Below are 17,944 nucleotides of genomic sequence, written 5' to 3' on the forward strand. Positions count from 1 at the left end.
ATTTGCTTACAGGTACTTTTTTAAAAGGGAAACCATTTCCTTGTCATTGGAGGCAAGGGCATGATACATGGGGTTCTCGTCCCCTGGAGCTTTCAATTTAGGGTCTGCTCCGTTTTTCAGTAAAAGTTCTGCTACCTTTTTATGACCGTTCTTTGCAGCTTGGATCAATGCGGTACCATCGCCTCTTACTATAGAATTGACTGTGGCCCCATTTTTGATAAGGTGGTTTACGACCTCATAATTGCCTTCTCTTGCGGCAATCAACAGCGCAGTGCCATCACCGGAAAGTTCTTTGTTTATCATAGCGCCTTGTTGTATCAAATGGTCAATAAGTGCTACATTATCATTTAGGGCAGCGGCCATCAATGGGGTTTCATCTCCTTTGACGTGAAATGTTACGTCTGCGCCTGAGGCTATCAATCGCTTTACGATTTTAAGATTCCCCATTCTTCCTGCCAAGACTAAAGGTGTTCTTGGGTCGCTGTCCCATTTGCATATACAATTTGGGTCGGTTGTTTGAAGGAGTTGCGTAACCTTGTTCGCGTCAATCTCCTTAATGGCCGTTAGTAGGATTTTACAAGAATCGGTGTCTGTTCCGTTGATTTGGGTTAGTGCGCTAAAAAATCCAAATAACGTGAATACCGTTAAAAATAGGGTTCTAGTTTTTTTCATGATTGTTTGTTTTTTGATGCTTCGACTTCGCTCAGCACAAGTGTTTCGACTTCGCTCAGTACAGTTTATTTTTTTCTTAGATAAATATTTCCGTTAGTGGACTTTAATGAGATGTTCACTCCTCCATTGTTGATGGTAGCTTTTACCTTTCTGCCCGAAACTGACTTTAGACCGTTTTTTTCTTCGCGCTTAAGTTCAAAATCGGTATAAATGTCCCCATTAGTGGTGTTCATGGCCAAATCCGATGGTGTGTTCGAGGGCATGGTAACATCTACGGCCCCGTTCGTAGTGTAGATAGAGATAGGGGAATCTTGTTTGACCTTTCCAAATGTTACCGTAACATCCCCGTTCAATGCGTTGGCGGTCAATGGGCCGTTGATATTTAGGATGTCTACGCTTCCGTTCAGTTCTGCGTCGGCTTCGATTTCCCCGGAGAAGCCATCTATTTCAATATCACCATGCCATGTACTTTTAACCGATATATTCTGGTTTTTGGGCAAGTAGATTTTACCTTCATCATTTTTTCTTAAGCTTTTAACAATCAAGGTGTTTCCGTCCTGTACTACATAAAAACCAACATGTGTATTGTCGGAGCCTCCTTCGCCTACAAGCTTTAATCCTTTTGCCCTTTCAGAAGTTTCAGAATTTCTATTGCCTTTTATTAAAAGCTCGTCCGAAGAGTGTGTCTTTAATATAATGTCCGATTTTGATTCGATTTTCACCCATTCGATGCCACTTAAGGATTGTGCATAGTCCGTTTGGGATTTTGCACTTGTTCCTATAACCAATGCAAATAAAATTAATGTTAACTGTTTCATGATTTTTCGTTTTTTTGATGCTTAGACAATGCTCAGCACTTCTGTTTATATGATTTTTGGTAATCCTTCTGTTATTTCTTTTTTAATAAATGGCTGGGTATCCTCCTGTTCCAACAACTTTTGCATAGGAACTATGGCCTTCTTTTCCTGTATTTTCACCAATGCCTTTATGATTGCTACCTGTATGCTGGGATTCTTCTCTTTTTCCAACGCATTTATGAAAGCAGCCTTTACTGTTTCGGAAGCAGTGAAATTTGAGAGTGCCTCAAAGGCATTTAGCCGTACGTTATCGTTCTCATCATTGAGCAATCGGTTTGCCAGCGCTTTTACGATAGCTTCATCGGGGTTTGGAAATTCCTCGATATAATTTACGCCCTGAATACGCTTGCTCGCAGATTGATTTTCCATTAAGGACAGCATTGCGGCTTGTTTAAATTGGAGGCTCTCATCTTGCAGGACAATTAGCTCTTGATTGTTTTTTTGTGATTGGATCACCCTACCTACTTGAAACGAAGCGACCAACAACGCGACACTTGCGGCCACCTTTAGCAAGTTGGAGGCCCAATTGGATTTTTCTTTTTTGGGAGCAATGGAAACTACTTTTGGGATAGCGGACTTTTCCTGGCTCAAAGCTGCTTCAAACTTAGCGGAGAGCCTTTCCGAAGGAACAGAAACATTATCGCTTTTAAAGGCATTGAACAAGAGTTTCATTTCGTCCAGCTCTAGCTTACATTGTATACAACTTGACAGATGTTGTTCTATTTTCTGCTTATCGCTATCGCTCAACATATTGTCCAGATAATCTGGGAGCAAATCCGAAAAATGATTGTTTTTCATAGCTATATATTTTCTAAATAAATATTTTTAAGTTTTTTCAATACCCTACAGACCCTTGTTTTTACAGCTCCTGGGGTACTTCCAACAATTTCTGCCAGTTCTTCGTACCTCACTTCCTGAAAGCGGTTCAAGATGATAAGTTCCCTGTCCGAGGAATCGAGCTTGTTGAGTGCTTTTTGTAAATGGGAATAGTTTTCTTTATCAGTTTCCCCATTTTCTACAGGTTTAAATTCGAGTATATCGATATCATCATGGTTTTGATGGTTCCTTGTAAAGTGGGTCTTTAGATTATTTCTTGCTATTGTAAACAACCAAGCGAGAAAAGACCCATTTTTATATGAATTCCTGTACTTGATCAACTTATAAAAGGTATCCTGCGTTAAATCCTCGCTCAACATGCTATCTCCCGACATTTTGTACAAAAAATTATATACATGTTCGTGATGTCGGTCAAAAAGAACTTTTAACAAATCCAGATTGCCCAAAGCAACTTTTTGCATTATCATTTCATCTGAAAGCTCTTTCAAATCTTCTTTTAATTGGTGTTGTTATGTTATAGAATCAAGAATTTGGAAAAGGTTACACGAGTGGGGGAATTTTTTTTAAATTTTGGATCTCAATATAGGATAAATGCGCGATGTTCTGAGAAGTGACCTCTACTGAACTTGTAGAGGGGCTTTGAACTATGTTCAAAATACGAAGTACAAAATATGAGGTGGAGAGTAGGGAAAAGGTTTCTTTGAGGTCTAAGCTATAACCTCTGGGAATTAAGCCGTAAGTTCTAAATTTTATGTTCTCACACTTCAATTCTACTAATGACAACCACAATCATCTTGGCCACAAGATTTTGAGTTCTTCTTTTTGCCTGAAACAAAGGACTTGGGCAGCACAAACTTCCATAACAGATACCCGACCGCTGCGGTTAAGATTAAGTACATTAAAATGTGTTGTAGAAATTCCATCATTTTAGAATTTGATAAGCGGCCAATGCAACAAGATAGGCAATAATGCTCATGGATAATAATTGAAGTAGCGGCCATTTCCAAGAGTTGGTCTCTTTTTTTACGATGGCAAGCGTACTCATACACTGCATGGCAAAGGCATAAAATAGCATTAACGAAATACCTGAAGCCAAGTTGAACAGCGGCTTTTTACCTGAGTGGTGCAATTCTGCCGCCATTCTATTTTTAATGGTTTCTTCTTCATCGTTGCCAACACTGTAAATGGTTGCCAAAGTACCTACAAAAACCTCTCTTGCAGCAAAAGAAGTAATTACGGCAATCCCAATCTTCCAATCGTAGCCCAAGGGTCTGACTAAGGGTTCAATTGCTTTTCCTGCATTGCCTATATAGGAATGTTCCAACTTATAACTTGCTATTTCCTGTATTCTTGCTCTTTCTTTTAAGATGGCATTCATCGTCTGAACCGAATCCTGCAAAGATTTTATTCCAATGGCATCGGCCTGGTCGACAATACTCACTTTTGTACTTTGCGTATAAGCGGAAATATTATTCTGAATGTAATTCTTACTGTAGGTTGAAAGTCCTTCTTCTTCAATCCTTTTATTGACGATTGTTTCAGCGTTCTTAAAATCATCAGAATAACCATTAGATCCCAAAAACCATAGAATAATCGAAATTGCCAAAATAATTTTTCCTGCTCCCAGCACAAAGCTTTTCGTTTTCTCCAAGACAGTGTAAGCCACATTTTTTATCAAAGGGAGTCTATATGTTGGCATTTCTACCATAAAAAGCGAACTACTTCTTATTTTAAGAATTTTGTTCAGGACCATTGCCGAAAAAATGGCCATTCCAAACCCTAAAAGATATAAAAACATCAATGTCAAGGCTTGATAGCTCAATCCTAAAAAGCGACCTTTTGGAATGACCAACGCAATAAGGATAAGATAAACCGGTAATCTGGCAGAACAGGTGGTGAACGGTGTTACTAAAATGGTAATCAATCGTTCTTTCCAGTTTTCGATGGTTCTTGTTGCCATAACTGCTGGGATGGCGCATGCCGTACCCGATATTAACGGCACGACACTTTTACCACTTAACCCGAACGGACGCATGAGCTTGTCCATTAAAAAAACGACCCTGCTCATATATCCTGTTTCTTCGAGCAGTGCGATGAACAAAAATAAAAAGGCTATTTGTGGAATAAAAATGACGATGCCCCCTATGCCCGCAAGGATTCCTTCGGCCAATAAATCTGTAAAAACTCCAGGGGGTAAGGTGTGTTTGATCCACTCGCCTGCCATTGCAAATTGCTCGTCGATAAAATCCATGGGATAACTGCTCCAATCGAAAATGGCTTGGAAGATGGTCAATAATATGACAAAGAAAATAAGATACCCAAAGATCTTATGGGTCAAAACCTTATCCAAGGACGCTCGTAATCCCTTTGCAGCTTGAAAATCCACTTTATAGGTATCCTTTAAGGTATCGTTAATAAATTTATAACGGAGTACGGTTTCCTTATGCTGTAATTTTTTGAGCTCTGTGCTGGATTTTGTAGAAAAAGAAGTTGCGTCTTGAATGCGCTTCTTTTCTATGGGCATAAAATTTACGTCTTGGGTAATGACCAACCAAAGCTTGTACAAATCTTCTTTTGGAAAAGCTTTCTGTAAACGCTCAAAATATTTAGGGGAAATTCTGGAAGTGTTTACATTTGGGACAGAGGACAACGTTTTATAATCGGCAATCAACTCCTTAACGCGTTCAATCCCAATACGTTTTCGAGTACTTACCAAGGCAATTTTGGTATCAAGCTTTTTTTCCAATGTTTCAATATCCAAAGTAATCCCTTTTCGGGTCATCCTGTCAGACATGTTAATGACCAAGATAGCTGGAATCCTCAAATCCTTTATTTGCGTAAAGAGCAACAAGTTTCTTTTAAGATTTTCTACATCACTGACTACAACGGCTACATCTGGATAATCCTTGTCATTCTTGTTAAGCAATAGTTCAACTACGACACTTTCGTCCAATGAAGTAGTATTAAGGCTATAGGTGCCTGGAAGGTCTAGAATATGGGCTTTGACGCCTCTTGGAAGTTTGCAGACTCCTTCTTTCTTTTCTACGGTAATACCGGGATAGTTTCCTACTTTTTGCTTAAGGCCGGTAAGTTGGTTAAAAACAGAGGTTTTTCCAGTATTGGGATTTCCGATCAGTGCAACATTGATGTTCTTGCTCATACCCCCATCGAATCTTCAATAATGTCAAGCTCAATCTGTCTGGCCAAGGAACGTCTTATGGCAATATGGCTTCCATTTACATTGATATAAATAGGGTCTTTAAAAGGTGCAACCTGAATCAATTCCAAAATATTACCGGGAAGACATCCCAACTCAAGCAGTTTTATTGGAAGAGTAATTCCGGTAAATTCTCTGATAATTCCTTTTTGTCCATGTTCGAGATCGATAACCGTTGCCAAGAATTCTTATTTAGATTAATTTTAATTAAGGACAAAAATAAGTAAAAAAGAATAGCTAAACTCTTTAAAGTTTTGTGGATAAGAAGCCTATTGAATATAACTTGCCTTTAAAATCTCAAGGTCCTTTAGAAGTTTTTCTATTTCTTTTGTATTGGTGCCATCATAAAATCCGCGTATTCGTTTCTCTTTGTCCACTAGAATAAAGTTTTCGGTATGAATCATATCATAAGGGCCACCATCACCATCTGTTTTTACAGCTAAATATGATTTTCGCGCCAATTGGTAAATCTGTTTTTTGTCCCCGGTTACAAGATTCCATTTGCTATCGATAACGCCTTTCTCATTGGCATACTTCTTTAATTGGGCAACAGAATCGATGGCAGGGGTAACGGAATGCGACAATAACAACACATCTGTATCATCCAAAATCGAATTTTGTATCTGTGCCATGTTTTTGGTCATGATCGGGCAGATAGTGGGGCAGGTGGTAAAAAAGAAATCCGCGACATATATTTTATCTTCGTAATCTTTCTGGGTGATAACGTTTCCGTTTTGATTTATCAACTTGAAATCCGAAATAGTGTGGTATTTTTTTTTATAGTGTAAGGTGCTGTCCACCAATTCTTGGCTCACCATTGATGGTTGGTATACAGGCAATGTTTTTTCAGGTTGCAGTGCATTGTAAAACAAGTAGATAATTACCATGGATAACATTAATAGTACAACGCCGAAGAACTTATATTTAGAAAAGAAATCCATCATGAATTGCAAAATTACGACCACTGGGTAGATTCTTCAAGATAAACCTTTGGTTTTGCTGCTAAAACTTTCTTAAATACGTTAATTGACCAAAGCATCTTTTTGGGGAAAGTGTTAAAAGCGTACTTTTGTGGGCTTAAAATTAGATATAGTTGTCGATGGGTTTATTTACGCAAATAGTGATGTTTGTATTGATCATCTCTGTTTTGGTGATTTTGCATGAACTGGGACATTTTATCCCAGCCAAATTATTTAAAACAAAAGTTGAAAAGTTCTACCTCTTTTTTGATGTTAAGTTCTCACTTTTCAAAAAGAAAATTGGGGAAACTGTTTATGGCATAGGATGGTTGCCCTTGGGCGGTTATGTTAAGATTGCCGGTATGGTTGATGAAAGCATGGATACCGAGCAAATGAAGGAAGAACCAAAACCTTGGGAATTTCGTAGCAAGCCTGCATGGCAGCGCCTTATTATTATGTTGGGCGGTGTAATTGTGAATTTTCTTCTGGCTTGGTTCATCTACACATTTATGTTATTCGGAAATGGTGACACCTATATTCCATCCAAAAGTTTAAAATACGGCATCCAAGTGGATTCTATTGGCGAGAAGTTGGGATTTAAGACAGGAGATAAAATACTGGCCGTAGACGATAAGGAATCCAAACGCTTCAATGAAGCACTTCTTGATATTATTCTAGGGGATGAAGTAACAGTCGATAGAAACGGAAATAAATTGACCTTTCCGTTGACAGATGAGGGCAAAAAAGAGGTTCTCCAAACCCAAGGAAGAAATTTCATGACCTATAGAAGCAAAGCCAAGATTGCAGCTACGTTAGATTCTTCGATTGCTAAATCTGCTGGAATTATTGCTGGAGATGAAATCATAGGCGTCAACGGTAAAGAAGTTAGATTTTGGGACGAATTCACCCAAGTAGTTCAGTCCTCACCAAACGAAGAATTACAAATTGAATTACTTAGAGATGGTAGAAGGGAAGAGATTTTGATCACGGTACCTGAAGAGGGCAGGATAGGGGTATATCCAGATTTTGAAGACTTACGGACTACTGATACTTTTGGATTTTTTGAAGCAATACCAGCTGGTTTTACCAGAACTATTAAAGTCCTTACAGATCAAGTAAGGCAATTTAAGATAATCTTCAATTCAAAAACGGGAGCATATAAACAAGTAAAAGGTCCTATAGGCATCGTTGAAATGATGCCAACATCATGGAATTGGACTTTTTTCTGGAATTTTATGGCCATGTTTTCAGTATGGTTGGCATTTGTAAATATCTTGCCGATTCCAGCTTTGGATGGGGGACATGTCATGTTCTTACTATATGAAATGATTAGTGGGAGACCCCCGAGCCAAAAGGTTTTGGAGCGTGGGCAAATTGTGGGTTTTGTTATTTTGATGGGGCTTATGGCCGTTATATTTGGTAATGATATCTGGAATATTGTAAAGAGACTTATCTAATCAATTTTTTGCCACGGCACCTAAAATTCAATGGGTTTAAATTAATCCTTAAAAAGGATGTTTTTTTTGTAGTGTTCTGAATAAAAAATTATATTTGCACCCGCCTACGCAAAAATAAAATAGCTTTGACGGTTAAGCCCGCAAGATTTTGATTATTTTATTTGTAGGTTTTATTGAAATACCTTCCTCCTTAGCTCAGTTGGTTAGAGCATCTGACTGTTAATCAGAGGGTCCTTGGTTCGAGCCCAAGAGGGGGAGCAAAAAGAAAAAGAACTGCACGAAAGTGTGGTTCTTTTTCTTTTAGAATCAGCACCAAACTTTCTACACCTTCCTACAAATGCTTTAACTTAGAAGTTCAGTAAAGACAGATGAAAGAAGAATTGATCAAGATATTTGGAACTCGATTTGAACGATCGCTTATTGATGAAATTATATTGGTAGGCAAGTGTACCAGAGTATCTTCCGGTGAAACCTTGATGAATGTGGGGAACTATGTAAAGAGCATTCCATTGTTGATTTCTGGTGCTGTCAAAGTAATGCGGGAAGACGACAATGGGGATGAATTATTATTATATTATTTGGAGCAAGGTGAGACCTGTTCGATTACCATGGCCTGTTGCATGGGACACAAGAAAAGTGAGGTAAAGGCCATTGCTGAGACCGAAGCCAAAATTGTGATGGTACCGGTCAAATATATGGAGCTATGGCTGGCCAAATATAAAGGGTGGCGCAACTACATTTTTGAAAGCTACCAGAATCGCTTAAACGAGCTGCTCTTCACGGTAGATACCATTGCATTTAAAAATTTGGACGAAAGATTGATTGCATATCTTAAAAAGAAGTCAAAGGTTACCAAAGATAATAGCATTAAAAATACGCATCAAGAGATAGCCTATGATCTACACACGTCAAGAGTTGTGATTTCCAGATTGTTAAAAAAGCTGGAAAACATGAAAAAACTGACCTTGCACCGAAACCATATTCAAATTTTAGATTTATAAGTTTGTATCCTTTGTTACAACAACAAATTGATTTGCGCCTTATTTTTACAAAAAGTTCTATTAAATGATAAAGCGGTTTTTTCCTATTTTATCATGGATTACTAAGTACAATCGGGTCTTTCTGTTCAACGATTTTGTTGCTGGTCTTACTTTGGGCGTCATGCTGGTCCCACAAGGAATGGCTTATGCAATGATTGCGGGCATGCCTCCCATATATGGGCTTTATGCTGCATTGGTCCCACAAGTTGTTTATGCGCTGACAGGAACATCTAGACAATTGGCGGTAGGTCCCGTAGCTATGGATTCTCTGCTGGTTGCCGCTGGTATCGGTATTTTACAGCTTTCCTCAATCGAAGGATACATAGCAACAGTATTGTTCTTAACGCTTATAATTGGAGGATTGCAATTGGTGTTGGGTTTTCTCAAAATGGGTTTTTTTGTCAACTTTCTTTCCAAGCCGGTCATTAGTGGATTTACATCTGCAGCTGCCATTCTAATAGGATTGGGACAAATAAAACATGTATTGGGGGTTGATTTTCCACAATCCAGCAAGATACACACACTTGTCATTGGCATTTTAGGAAGCTTTGACCAACTACATACGTATACACTGGTTTTGGGGGCAGTAGCTATTCTCTTCATCCTGTTAATGAACAAAATCAATAAAAGAATCCCAACACCATTATTGGTAGTGATTTTGGGAATTTTATCTGTTCTCTTTCTTGGTTTGGAATCAAAGGGTATCCGTATTGTCGGTGAGATTCCAAGAGGTTTGCCTGTTTTTCAAACCCCAAACATTCAATTTGAAAAATTGGGACAACTTATACCGATTGCCATTACAGTTGCGCTTTTTGGATTTATGGAGTCCATTTCCATAGCAAAAACAGTTGAAGAAAAGCATCCGGAATACGAATTGGATGCAAATCAAGAATTAAGGGCATTGGGACTTTCCAACTTATTGGGGTCTTTTTTTCAATCTTTTCCAGTATCGGGCAGTTTTTCAAGAACCGCAATAAATGAACAGGCTGGCGCCAAAACAGGAATGGCTTTGATTTTTAGTGCACTTCTGATAGCTTTTACATTATTGTTTTTGACTCCATTGTTTTATAATCTACCAAATGCTGTTTTGGGTGCGATTATTATTGTTGCCGTCTTCAAACTTGTTGATATTAAATATCCAATTGTACTGTTCAAAAATAGAAAAGACGAGTTTTTTTTATTGATGATCACTTTTTTCATGACCCTTTTTATCGGTTTGGTAGAGGGAATCCTCTTGGGTGTATTGCTTTCTCTTTTACTACTGGTGTACCGTATTTCCCATCCACATATTGCGGTATTGGGAAAGATAAAAGAAACAGAATATTTCAAGAATATTGCAAGATTTCCAAACGAAGTGGATATTGAGGAGGACAAACTCGTCATTAGGTTCGATGCCCAGCTCTATTTTGGCAACAAGGATTATTTTAAAAAAGAACTTTATAAGCATATAAAAATAAAAGGGCCAAAACTGAAATATGTCATTCTTAATGCTGAAGCAATCAATTATATTGACAGCAGTGCAGCAATTACATTAAAGCGAATAGTAGAAGATTTAAAACAAAAAGAAATACAATTTTTGATTGCAGGAGCCATAGGACCTACACGAGATATATTTTACACAAGCGGACTAATCGATATTATAGGAAAGGAAAATTTTTTTATACGAACTTTTGAAGCTGTAGAATACTGTGCCAGCAACAATGTAAAAAGCAAAATTCAAGAAAGAATATCATTGCAGTCAAAAAAGAACCCTTTGTAACTTTGGTAACCGTATGGTAAATATGTCAAACGTATCTTTGATATAAAAATTAGACAGATGAAAGTTGAACAAATATATACAGGATGTCTTGCCCAAGGGGCATATTATATTGAAAGTGAAGGGGAAGCGGCAATTATTGACCCGCTTAGGGAAGTAAAACCATATTTGGCCAAAGCTGAAGGTGATGGTGCTAAAATCAAATACATTTTTGAGACCCATTTCCATGCAGATTTTGTAAGCGGTCATATTACCCTTTCCAAAGAAACTGGTGCTCCAATCGTATATGGTCCAAACGCAGAACCCTCCTACGAAGCAATCATTGCTGAGGACGGTCAAGAATTTAAATTGGGCAATCTAACAATCAAAGTGCTACATACCCCTGGCCATACCATGGAGAGTACCACATACTTGCTAAAAGATAAAACGGGAAAAGATTATGCCATTTTTAGTGGCGACACCTTATTTTTGGGAGATGTAGGCAGACCGGATTTAGCACAGAAGGCTGCGGACATGACCCAAGAAGAATTAGCTGGAACTCTTTTTGATAGCCTTCGTACCAAGATAATGCCCTTGGCAGATGACATAATCGTATATCCTGCCCATGGTGCGGGATCTGCATGTGGTAAAAATATGATGAAAGAAACTGTTGACACATTGGGCAATCAAAAAAGGATGAATTATGCACTTAGAGCTGATATGACCAAAGAAGAATTCGTAAAAGAAGTTACGGATGGTTTGCTTCCCCCGCCACAATATTTCCCTTTAAACGTGAAAATGAACAAAGAGGGCTATGAAGATATAGATACGGTCTTGGAGAGAGGAACGCGAGCATTGTCCCCAGCCGCCTTTGAAACTGCTGCCAATGAAACAGGTGCAGTAGTTTTGGATGTACGCCATCAAGATGATTTTGCAAAAGGGCATATACCTAGATCTATTTTTATTGGTCTTGGAGGAAGCTTTGCTCCTTGGGTGGGAGCTTTGATAGCAGATGTAAAACAGCCTATACTTTTAGTAGCCCCAAGGGGAAAAGAGGAAGAAACAATTACAAGGCTATCAAGAGTAGGTTTTGATGGTACAATTGGATACCTGAAAGGGGGTTTGGAAGCATGGAATCTTGCAGGGAAGGAAATTGATACTGTAAAAAGTATTGATGCCATTGACCTAAAGGATAAATTAAATGAAAAGGTTCCGGTATTCGATGTTAGAAAAGAAACAGAATTTTCTGCCGAACATGTTAAGAACGCTAAATTGACCCCTTTGGATTTTATAAATCAGCATTTAATGGAGTTTCCCGAAAAAGAAACGTTTTACGTGCATTGCGCGGGAGGATATCGTAGTATGATTGCAGCATCAATTCTAAAAAGTAGGGGTATACACAATTTGGTTGATGTGGCTGGAGGGTTTAAGGCAATAAAAGAAGCAGATATACCCGTCACCGATTTTGTATGTCCGACAACCCTAAAAGAATAATTATGATGAAAAGTAGTAGTAGAATTTTGGTATTTTGTTCCTTACTCCTTATTGCTTGTCAATCACAGCAACAAGGCACTATTAAAAAAATTGATAAAAAGACCATCAAAACTGATGTGATCGGGGCTGAAGTTCAATTAATCGATGTACGAACCCCTGAAGAATTTCAAATTGGACATATTGACAAAGCCGTAAATTTTAATATTATGGATAGCATAATGTTTTCGAAGCAAATTATTACACTTGATAAAAACAGGCCTGTTTATTTGTACTGCAGAAGAGGAAACCGAAGCAATAAGGCAGCTGGAATTCTCAGTGACAATGGCTTCAAGATAGTTTACGACTACTCTGGAGGATATGATGACTGGAGTATTCAAAATTGATAGTTCTACCTATGAACTATGTTGTTAAATATAGTATATGTATTTGGTGTTATTGAATGCTAAGAAGGAAGTAAAAACCAATTTATAGCTCTTTTAAAATGGACTAGCTTAAGTGCCTTTAATGGCATGTTGTATATGACTCAGCTTTGATGTTTATCTTTTTTAAAACCGTACAGTAACTGGCCCCAAAATCTTTTTGGCAAAACATCATCACCAGGAAACCCTAATTTAATTTTCCCACTACTTTCAGGGATATAGTTAGTTTTAAAAATATAATCCCAAGCACTAAGACTGATTCCAAAATTCACCCCAAATTTTCCTTCTGGAAGTTTATAAGAATGATGGTATAGGTGCATGACCGGGTTATTGAGTATATATTTTAATGGGCCATAAGTAAGCTTTATATTGGCGTGGTTCAAGTGCCCTATACTTATGGCAGCAAAATGTACGATGTAGGCTTGTTCAGGTTCAAAACCTCCTAATAACATAACACCGATTGTTTTTAAAGGTTTGTAGAAAATATTTTCCATCCAGTGATAGCGTAAGTGAGCAGCAAAGCCCATTTCCTTTACACTATGGTGTACTTTGTGGAACTGCCATAAAAAAGGAAATTTGTGCAATAGCAAATGAGTAAACCATTGAACAAAATCCAGAATAATAAAAAAAACAAGTAGCTGTGACCATACCGGCCAGCTTGAAAATTCAAGAATAGCCAAGCTCTTGGCATTGATGCCTAAATTATTGAACAAGACTTCAAGTACCTTGTAAATACCACTAATGATTATAGCGAAAATGAAAAAATTGAAAAACATGTAAAAACCATCCAACCAAAAATCCTTTCTAAAAATGGATTGTTCTTTACGCCAAGGAAAAAGTATCTCCAGCACCCAAACTAAAAGTGATATCACAATCAAACCCCAGAAATAATTGGTGTACCATGGTACCTGAAACAAAATTGACTTCCATGTCCATTGAGTGGTTCCCAAAAAACCATTGGTAAAAGCTTCAATTAATTCGTGCATAGCAAAACGTTATCAGACATGTTGTATTAAAAATAAGACAAATTAGTATATAGTAATGTAACCAAGGTTACCAAAAAATCTATGGAAGCCTTATAGTTTTGAATTTTAAAAGAGAATCACTATGAACAAATTTTATCACGGAAAAGATTCACAATTAAAATTTATAGTACCGCTAAAATTTTACATAATCCTTAATGTGTAAAATCTATTATTTTCGATAAGATTATGAAAAAATATTTCGTGCATAACCCGTTATTTGTCTGATGTTGGGAACTAATGGTTTTTTTGTATTTAATTTAAAAAATTTCTAATGAATTGGATTTTACAACCTTGGCCATGGTATATTTCAGGGCCTTTAATTGCGCTTGTCATGTTTTTATTGATTATGATGGGCAAAAATTTTGGAATGTCATCAAACCTAAGAACACTTTGTACTATTTGTGGGGCAGGAAAACAAGCGGACTTTTTCAAATTTGACTGGAAATCCCAAAAATGGAATCTTATGGTAGTACTGGGGGTTTGTATTGGAGGTTATATCGGTGCTAACTTTTTATCTTTGGACACATCGGTTAGTATTGGTCTAGATACCATTGCCCAGCTCAATTCTTTAGGTTTTGATAGTGCAGGGAAGGCTTATCTTCCAACTGAGCTTTTTTCCCTATCCATGTTTTCAGATATAAAAAGCATCACTTTACTGATAGTGGGAGGTTTCTTAGTGGGCTTTGGAGCCCGTTATGCAGGCGGTTGTACATCTGGCCATGCAATATCGGGTCTCAGCAACCTACAAATACCATCTTTTATAGCTGTTGTAGGATTCTTTATTGGTGGTCTAGTAATGATCCATATTTTATTTCCCTTAATATTTAAGCTATGAGACAGTTCTTGTATGTATTGATCGGCATTTTCTTTGGAATAGTTTTGTTTAAGTCAGAAGCGGCCTCTTGGTTCAGGATTTATGAAATGTTTCAATTTCATGCTTTTCACATGTACGGAATCATAGGCTCTGCACTTATCTTGGGTATATTGGGCATACAGGTGATAAAAAGGTTTGATATCAAGTCCTTTTATGGCAGACAAATTAAATTTGAGCCTAAGGAAAGAAACTTTAAAAGATATTTGTTCGGAGGCATCCTTTTTGGACTTGGTTGGGCCTTGGCGGGCGCGTGTCCTGGACCAATATTTACCTTGTTGGGAGCAGGATTCGGCCCAATGCTACTGGTTTTGGTTTCCGCTATCTTTGGAACTTATGTGTATGGACTGCTTAAAAACAGATTACCACACTGATTTTTAAGCTACTTTTTACAAGTTAAAGAGCATTTTATACCGTAAGACGATATATGGTTTCTTATTCAAAAAGTATGGTTTAACTTTACAGGTTGATTAAGATGGTTCCCCATTCATAAATGCCAACAGCTTATGCCAAGAACTATTTGGATTATCGATGATGATTTTGTTTCTCAATTTGCCACAAGATACTGTCTTGAACAATATGAAGAAAAATTCAAAATAGAAACTTTTGAAAGTGCCGAAGAAGGTTTAGCTGAACTTTCAAATTTAAAAATTCAAAAAAAGGCTTTCCCAAGCATTATATTCCTTGACCTAATTATGGAAAACATGAATGGGTGGGAATTCATTGAGAGTTTTCAATTATTGGCCAAGGGAAAAAGATTACCGGAAATTTATATATTATCAGCGTTTTCTAGGTCTAAGGACAGGGAGATTGCAAAAAAACATAAAGTGGTTTCTGGTTATTATGATAAACCTCTTACCAAAGTTGGGTTGAACAAGGTTTTTGAAAAAAATGTTAGGACCAATTCTTAATAGTCCTTAATTAGGTATCTATAGATTTCCAAAAAAACATATTTTTGCAATCCACAATTAAATATGGCTTCCATAGCTGTTACAATAAAGGCGTTCAGCTAGAATACAAAGGACAGTGAAGAGCCTTGCTCATGTGCAAAATAATTAGCCCTATAGTTCAAGGGATAGAACAAAAGTTTCCTAAACTTTAGATCCAGGTTCGAATCCTGGTAGGGCTACTCAACATCTCTTATAACGCCCTAAATATAAGAGTTTTTTTAAAACTAGGGTCGAAAATGGGGTTTAAGTATTAAAGCTACTTAAACCCCTACTTTTCGTAAACAAAACACACTTTGGGAGTGTGAATCTTTGCGAACGCAGATATATAGTGATCGTAAAAAAAGAACACTTTTGGTAACTAAAACACACTTTACGTAAACAAAGAACACTTTAAGTTTTTCAATATTATTTTGGATTTTTCGAGGCAATATGCAACTAATCAGTTGTTTACAAGCCTGATTCGAAGAATTTGGTCAAAACTATCTCGTAAATAAAACATACTTTGGCGTAAACAAAGCACACTTTACCGTAAACAAAGCACACTTTAGGTAGTCTAACCAATTGACCAACAAGGGTTTTGAAAGCCCCTAATTATATTATAATTCGTTTATAATTCGTAATTTGAATATGCAAGGTTTAATTCAATTAATTTACTTTTTGGTATATAGCCGTGATATTTATAAGGTCTCAATTTTTAAGTCCAACAAATGATGGACTTAAAAACATCGGCAATTTTATCTTAGATTTTTTTCAGCATTTTGGAACAAATGCATAAAAGAAAAAAACTGATTTTAAGGCGTTTTCAAAGCATTTTGCAAACTTAAAGTAAAATGGCCCTTAGAATTACAAAAATCATCACTGAGCTTCTGTTTAAATAGAAAAAAGCGGTACTAATGCACCGCTTTTTTAGAAGTCTTATGCTTCCGTCACATGACTTTCGGCGCTTCTCACGGTCGTTCTCACGTTGCCGCTGTGTCCTTCCTCACATGCGCTTCAAATGTATGTACTTTATTTTAATATTTAATTATTTGGACCAAGTCTCATCGAAAATTGCTAAAACTTGCAGAAAAATTAATACATAGAATATCATCAAATTCTTATGCATTTGTTCCAAAATGCTAAAGAAAATCTTTTTCAATCCAAAATACGACCCAGAAGTTAGTTTTATCAATTCAAACATACAATCCGTAAACCCAAAACAACGATTCATGGATATTACTAATACGTATATTTTGAGATTATTATTTTTAGAGCAGTAGTATGAACTTGGTTGTTTTTTTCAACCACTTTTCGTTCAAATAGTCATACTATAACTCGTCAAAGAAAAAGGCGCCAATTGGCGCCTTTTTTAATTTTTGTAGACCTTGATTTAGGGGGGATTTTGTCAATCCCCCCACATCAAATAATCATACGTAGTAACTCGTCAAAATTCCTAGTATGAGCGGTGAAAATAATAAATTTTGTCTAATTGCCCCAATTCCTAAAATATTCGTTCATATCAAAGTTTTTTCCTACCAAATACTTGATGTATCTGACAAAACCTTTCCCATACAGCTTACCACGCTCTATTCTCGAAATGGTTGCTTGACTTAATTTAAGTTCCTCTGAAATTTGGATTTGGGACAGTCCTAATATTTCGCGATACTTTTTTAATGAATTAGATTTTTCCAAAGTGATCAATAATGCTTTTTGTAAGGCTCAAAGATATGCCCTTAATTCCTTTCTTTGAATTCAAGTATGATGATTCATCGTTATTTGAGAAAAATCCAAGTTCTACAAGAACGGAGGGAACAAAGGAAATACTCTCCCTAAGTACCTGTAAATTGGACCGTAAAATACCCCTTGATTTATAGTTCAATTTTTCCTCCAAATTTTTATCTAAAATCAATCCGAATTTAGTTGCCATCTGAAGATTAACTTCTGCTTCAATTCTATGTGTGTCCTGGAGATAAATTTCAGCCCCTTGAGCCAGACTATTCGGGTTGTGATTACAGTGCAAAGAAATGAACAAATCAGCACCTGATAACTTAGCATAAAGAGGCCTTCTTTTCAGAGGTAAAAACACATCTTTATCCCTGGTCAAAATAACCCGGATATTTGGTGCATATTTCCCAAGATAGAGTTTCACAAATTTGGCCACATACAAGTTGATGTTCTTTTCGTATCGTCCGCTTTGATCTATGGTTCCAGAGTCATGGCCACCATGCCCCGCATCAATCACAACTGTAAATTTTTTGTTCTGACCATCGATCAAGCTCTGGCCATACATACCCATACTCCATATTAAAACGATAAAGGGCAACAACTTCATTTTTACTTTCACAAGCAAGTTATTCATAGGTTCAATTTGTTATCTTTTACTAACTGCGTCAGTTTCCGCTTTTTCAAAGCGTAGCGTGAAAAAAAATAGG

General features: G+C 37.0%; 18 protein-coding genes and 2 tRNA genes. 10 read left to right on the top strand and 10 right to left on the bottom strand.

The window, feature by feature from the left end:
• Nucleotides 1–6 precede the first annotated feature (6 nt).
• From HME9304_RS08650 to HME9304_RS08680, 7 genes are all read right to left on the bottom strand, one after another.
• Nucleotides 7–672, bottom strand: coding sequence for an ankyrin repeat domain-containing protein (locus HME9304_RS08650; protein WP_112378209.1), 666 nt, complete (start codon nucleotides 670–672; stop codon nucleotides 7–9).
• Between the two features lie 65 nt (nucleotides 673–737).
• Nucleotides 738–1,490, bottom strand: a complete 753-nt coding sequence (locus HME9304_RS08655) for a DUF4097 family beta strand repeat-containing protein (protein ID WP_112378210.1) — start codon at nucleotides 1,488–1,490, stop codon at nucleotides 738–740.
• 45 nt (nucleotides 1,491–1,535) lie between these two features.
• Entirely contained in the window at nucleotides 1,536–2,327 is a 792-nt protein-coding gene (locus HME9304_RS08660) for a HEAT repeat domain-containing protein (RefSeq protein ID WP_112378211.1), read from the bottom strand.
• Nucleotides 2,328–2,329: 2 nt separating this feature from the next.
• The gene (locus HME9304_RS08665; protein WP_123877412.1) at nucleotides 2,330–2,854 is read right to left on the bottom strand and encodes an RNA polymerase sigma factor; all 525 of its coding nucleotides are present in this window, start codon (nucleotides 2,852–2,854) and stop codon (nucleotides 2,330–2,332) included.
• 434 nt (nucleotides 2,855–3,288) lie between these two features.
• Nucleotides 3,289–5,526, bottom strand: a complete 2,238-nt coding sequence (gene feoB, locus HME9304_RS08670) for a ferrous iron transport protein B (protein ID WP_112378213.1) — start codon at nucleotides 5,524–5,526, stop codon at nucleotides 3,289–3,291.
• Entirely contained in the window at nucleotides 5,523–5,765 is a 243-nt protein-coding gene (locus tag HME9304_RS08675) for a FeoA family protein (RefSeq protein WP_112378214.1), read from the bottom strand. Before HME9304_RS08675 ends, feoB begins: the two co-directional genes overlap by 4 nt.
• 87 nt (nucleotides 5,766–5,852) lie before the next feature.
• The gene (locus tag HME9304_RS08680) at nucleotides 5,853–6,527 is read right to left on the bottom strand and encodes an SCO family protein (RefSeq protein ID WP_112378215.1); all 675 of its coding nucleotides are present in this window, start codon (nucleotides 6,525–6,527) and stop codon (nucleotides 5,853–5,855) included.
• Nucleotides 6,528–6,682: 155 nt separating this feature from the next.
• On the opposite strand from HME9304_RS08680, the gene rseP reads away from it, so the two are divergent.
• The 6 genes from rseP to HME9304_RS08710 all read left to right on the top strand — a co-directional run bounded on the left by rseP (nucleotide 6,683) and on the right by HME9304_RS08710 (nucleotide 12,651).
• Nucleotides 6,683–7,999 (top strand): RIP metalloprotease RseP, encoded by a 1,317-nt coding sequence (gene rseP, locus HME9304_RS08685; RefSeq protein WP_112378216.1) that lies wholly within the window; start codon nucleotides 6,683–6,685, stop codon nucleotides 7,997–7,999.
• 184 nt (nucleotides 8,000–8,183) lie between these two features.
• A tRNA-Asn gene (locus tag HME9304_RS08690) sits at nucleotides 8,184–8,257 on the top strand.
• Between the two features lie 110 nt (nucleotides 8,258–8,367).
• Complete coding sequence (locus HME9304_RS08695) at nucleotides 8,368–9,000, top strand: Crp/Fnr family transcriptional regulator (RefSeq protein WP_112378217.1); 633 nt, start codon at nucleotides 8,368–8,370, stop codon at nucleotides 8,998–9,000.
• 64 nt (nucleotides 9,001–9,064) lie between these two features.
• A complete protein-coding gene (locus tag HME9304_RS08700) occupies nucleotides 9,065–10,798 on the top strand; it encodes a SulP family inorganic anion transporter (protein WP_112378218.1) in 1,734 nt (577 codons plus the stop codon).
• Between the two features lie 57 nt (nucleotides 10,799–10,855).
• The gene (locus HME9304_RS08705) at nucleotides 10,856–12,268 is read left to right on the top strand and encodes an MBL fold metallo-hydrolase (RefSeq protein ID WP_112378219.1); all 1,413 of its coding nucleotides are present in this window, start codon (nucleotides 10,856–10,858) and stop codon (nucleotides 12,266–12,268) included.
• Nucleotides 12,269–12,270: 2 nt separating this feature from the next.
• Nucleotides 12,271–12,651, top strand: coding sequence for a rhodanese-like domain-containing protein (locus HME9304_RS08710; RefSeq protein ID WP_239023218.1), 381 nt, complete (start codon nucleotides 12,271–12,273; stop codon nucleotides 12,649–12,651).
• Between the two features lie 140 nt (nucleotides 12,652–12,791).
• On the opposite strand, the gene HME9304_RS08715 is transcribed toward HME9304_RS08710, so the two are convergent.
• On the bottom strand, nucleotides 12,792–13,673 hold the full coding sequence (locus tag HME9304_RS08715) for a sterol desaturase family protein (protein ID WP_112378220.1): 882 nt from the start codon (nucleotides 13,671–13,673) through the stop codon (nucleotides 12,792–12,794).
• 310 nt (nucleotides 13,674–13,983) lie between these two features.
• Here HME9304_RS08715 and HME9304_RS08720 point away from each other — a divergent pair, with 310 nt between their 5' ends.
• The 4 genes from HME9304_RS08720 to HME9304_RS08735 all read left to right on the top strand — a co-directional run bounded on the left by HME9304_RS08720 (nucleotide 13,984) and on the right by HME9304_RS08735 (nucleotide 15,712).
• Nucleotides 13,984–14,547, top strand: coding sequence for a YeeE/YedE family protein (locus HME9304_RS08720; protein ID WP_112378221.1), 564 nt, complete (start codon nucleotides 13,984–13,986; stop codon nucleotides 14,545–14,547).
• Nucleotides 14,544–14,957, top strand: coding sequence for a DUF6691 family protein (locus tag HME9304_RS08725; RefSeq protein WP_112378222.1), 414 nt, complete (start codon nucleotides 14,544–14,546; stop codon nucleotides 14,955–14,957). Before HME9304_RS08720 ends, HME9304_RS08725 begins: the two co-directional genes overlap by 4 nt.
• A 132-nt stretch (nucleotides 14,958–15,089) precedes the next feature.
• Nucleotides 15,090–15,494 (top strand): response regulator, encoded by a 405-nt coding sequence (locus tag HME9304_RS08730; protein ID WP_112378223.1) that lies wholly within the window; start codon nucleotides 15,090–15,092, stop codon nucleotides 15,492–15,494.
• A gap of 146 nt (nucleotides 15,495–15,640) precedes the next feature.
• Nucleotides 15,641–15,712, top strand: a tRNA-Arg gene (locus HME9304_RS08735).
• 1,285 nt (nucleotides 15,713–16,997) lie between these two features.
• Here HME9304_RS08735 and HME9304_RS17300 read toward each other — a convergent pair.
• Together HME9304_RS17300 and HME9304_RS08745 are read right to left on the bottom strand one after the other, a co-directional pair.
• Nucleotides 16,998–17,213: a helix-turn-helix domain-containing protein gene (locus HME9304_RS17300; RefSeq protein ID WP_112378224.1), complete on the bottom strand. Its 216-nt coding sequence runs from the start codon at nucleotides 17,211–17,213 to the stop codon at nucleotides 16,998–17,000.
• Entirely contained in the window at nucleotides 17,191–17,871 is a 681-nt protein-coding gene (locus HME9304_RS08745) for an N-acetylmuramoyl-L-alanine amidase family protein (RefSeq protein WP_112378225.1), read from the bottom strand. The genes HME9304_RS17300 and HME9304_RS08745 overlap by 23 nt, the downstream gene beginning before the upstream one ends.
• Nucleotides 17,872–17,944: the final 73 nt, after the last annotated feature.

It is taken from the genome of Flagellimonas maritima, from assembly GCF_003269425.1.
GTDB lineage: Bacteria > Bacteroidota > Bacteroidia > Flavobacteriales > Flavobacteriaceae > Flagellimonas > Flagellimonas maritima.

Bases quoted from the DNA above. Each gene is read 5' to 3' on its own strand.
- feoB (WP_112378213.1), bottom strand. From the start codon at position 5,526: ATGAGCAAGAACATCAATGTTGCACTGATCGGAAATCCCAATACTGGA.
- HME9304_RS08710 (WP_239023218.1), top strand. From the start codon at position 12,271: ATGATGAAAAGTAGTAGTAGAATTTTGGTATTTTGTTCCTTACTCCTT.
- HME9304_RS08650 (WP_112378209.1), bottom strand. From the start codon at position 672: ATGAAAAAAACTAGAACCCTATTTTTAACGGTATTCACGTTATTTGGA.
- rseP (WP_112378216.1), top strand. From the start codon at position 6,683: ATGGGTTTATTTACGCAAATAGTGATGTTTGTATTGATCATCTCTGTT.
- HME9304_RS08700 (WP_112378218.1), top strand. From the start codon at position 9,065: ATGATAAAGCGGTTTTTTCCTATTTTATCATGGATTACTAAGTACAAT.
- HME9304_RS08745 (WP_112378225.1), bottom strand. From the start codon at position 17,871: ATGAATAACTTGCTTGTGAAAGTAAAAATGAAGTTGTTGCCCTTTATC.
- HME9304_RS08715 (WP_112378220.1), bottom strand. From the start codon at position 13,673: ATGCACGAATTAATTGAAGCTTTTACCAATGGTTTTTTGGGAACCACT.
- HME9304_RS08655 (WP_112378210.1), bottom strand. From the start codon at position 1,490: ATGAAACAGTTAACATTAATTTTATTTGCATTGGTTATAGGAACAAGT.
- HME9304_RS08680 (WP_112378215.1), bottom strand. From the start codon at position 6,527: ATGATGGATTTCTTTTCTAAATATAAGTTCTTCGGCGTTGTACTATTA.
- HME9304_RS08720 (WP_112378221.1), top strand. From the start codon at position 13,984: ATGAATTGGATTTTACAACCTTGGCCATGGTATATTTCAGGGCCTTTA.
- HME9304_RS08705 (WP_112378219.1), top strand. From the start codon at position 10,856: ATGAAAGTTGAACAAATATATACAGGATGTCTTGCCCAAGGGGCATAT.
- HME9304_RS08725 (WP_112378222.1), top strand. From the start codon at position 14,544: ATGAGACAGTTCTTGTATGTATTGATCGGCATTTTCTTTGGAATAGTT.
- HME9304_RS08695 (WP_112378217.1), top strand. From the start codon at position 8,368: ATGAAAGAAGAATTGATCAAGATATTTGGAACTCGATTTGAACGATCG.
- HME9304_RS08660 (WP_112378211.1), bottom strand. From the start codon at position 2,327: ATGAAAAACAATCATTTTTCGGATTTGCTCCCAGATTATCTGGACAAT.
- HME9304_RS08730 (WP_112378223.1), top strand. From the start codon at position 15,090: ATGCCAAGAACTATTTGGATTATCGATGATGATTTTGTTTCTCAATTT.